This is a genomic window from Streptomyces gottesmaniae, assembly GCF_031845845.1.
Taxonomy (GTDB): Bacteria; Actinomycetota; Actinomycetes; order Streptomycetales; family Streptomycetaceae; genus Streptomyces; species Streptomyces akebiae.
Genome location: NZ_JAVRFJ010000140.1, coordinates 1 through 450, shown reverse-complemented (window position 1 = coordinate 450; position 450 = coordinate 1). Strand labels below are relative to the sequence as shown.

At 56.4% G+C, this 450-nt stretch carries 1 protein-coding gene; it reads left to right on the top strand.

The genetic code is table 11. The annotated features are described in order from the left end of the window. A partial coding sequence (locus RM704_RS45765) for a hypothetical protein (RefSeq protein ID WP_498076454.1) occupies positions 1 to 348 on the top strand: 348 nt, incomplete at its 5' end. Positions 349 to 450: the final 102 nt, after the last annotated feature.

Sequence of the window (450 nt, the reverse complement as noted above, 5' to 3'; positions counted from 1 at the left end):
CGGCAGGCCTTGGAACGCCTGTCTCAAAAACAATATTATAACTTTACCGAAGTCCGCCGACTGCTGACAGAAGCGGCCTCGGCAGATCATCCCGCCGCCACATTCGAGTTGGCAAAACACCTGATGAACGCGGACAGCCCGCACCAAGACCGCGAACAAGGTATGGAAATGCTCCGCATCGCCGCCGAACAGGGGCATCCCTATGCGCGTTACAATTTGGCATATATCCAAGAATTGGAAGGCGCGCCCCCGGAAACCCTGATACCGCTTTACAGGCCTGGCAGAAGCAGGCCTGCCCGAAGCGCAAGTCCGCCTGATGTACCTTCTGTACGCGTCCCGACATTTTGAAGAAGCCCTGGAATGGGCAAAACAAGCGCAAAAAACAACAATCCCCACGGGCAATACCTGCTCGCCCAATACTGCCGGCACGGCACGCCGCCGGATTTTGAA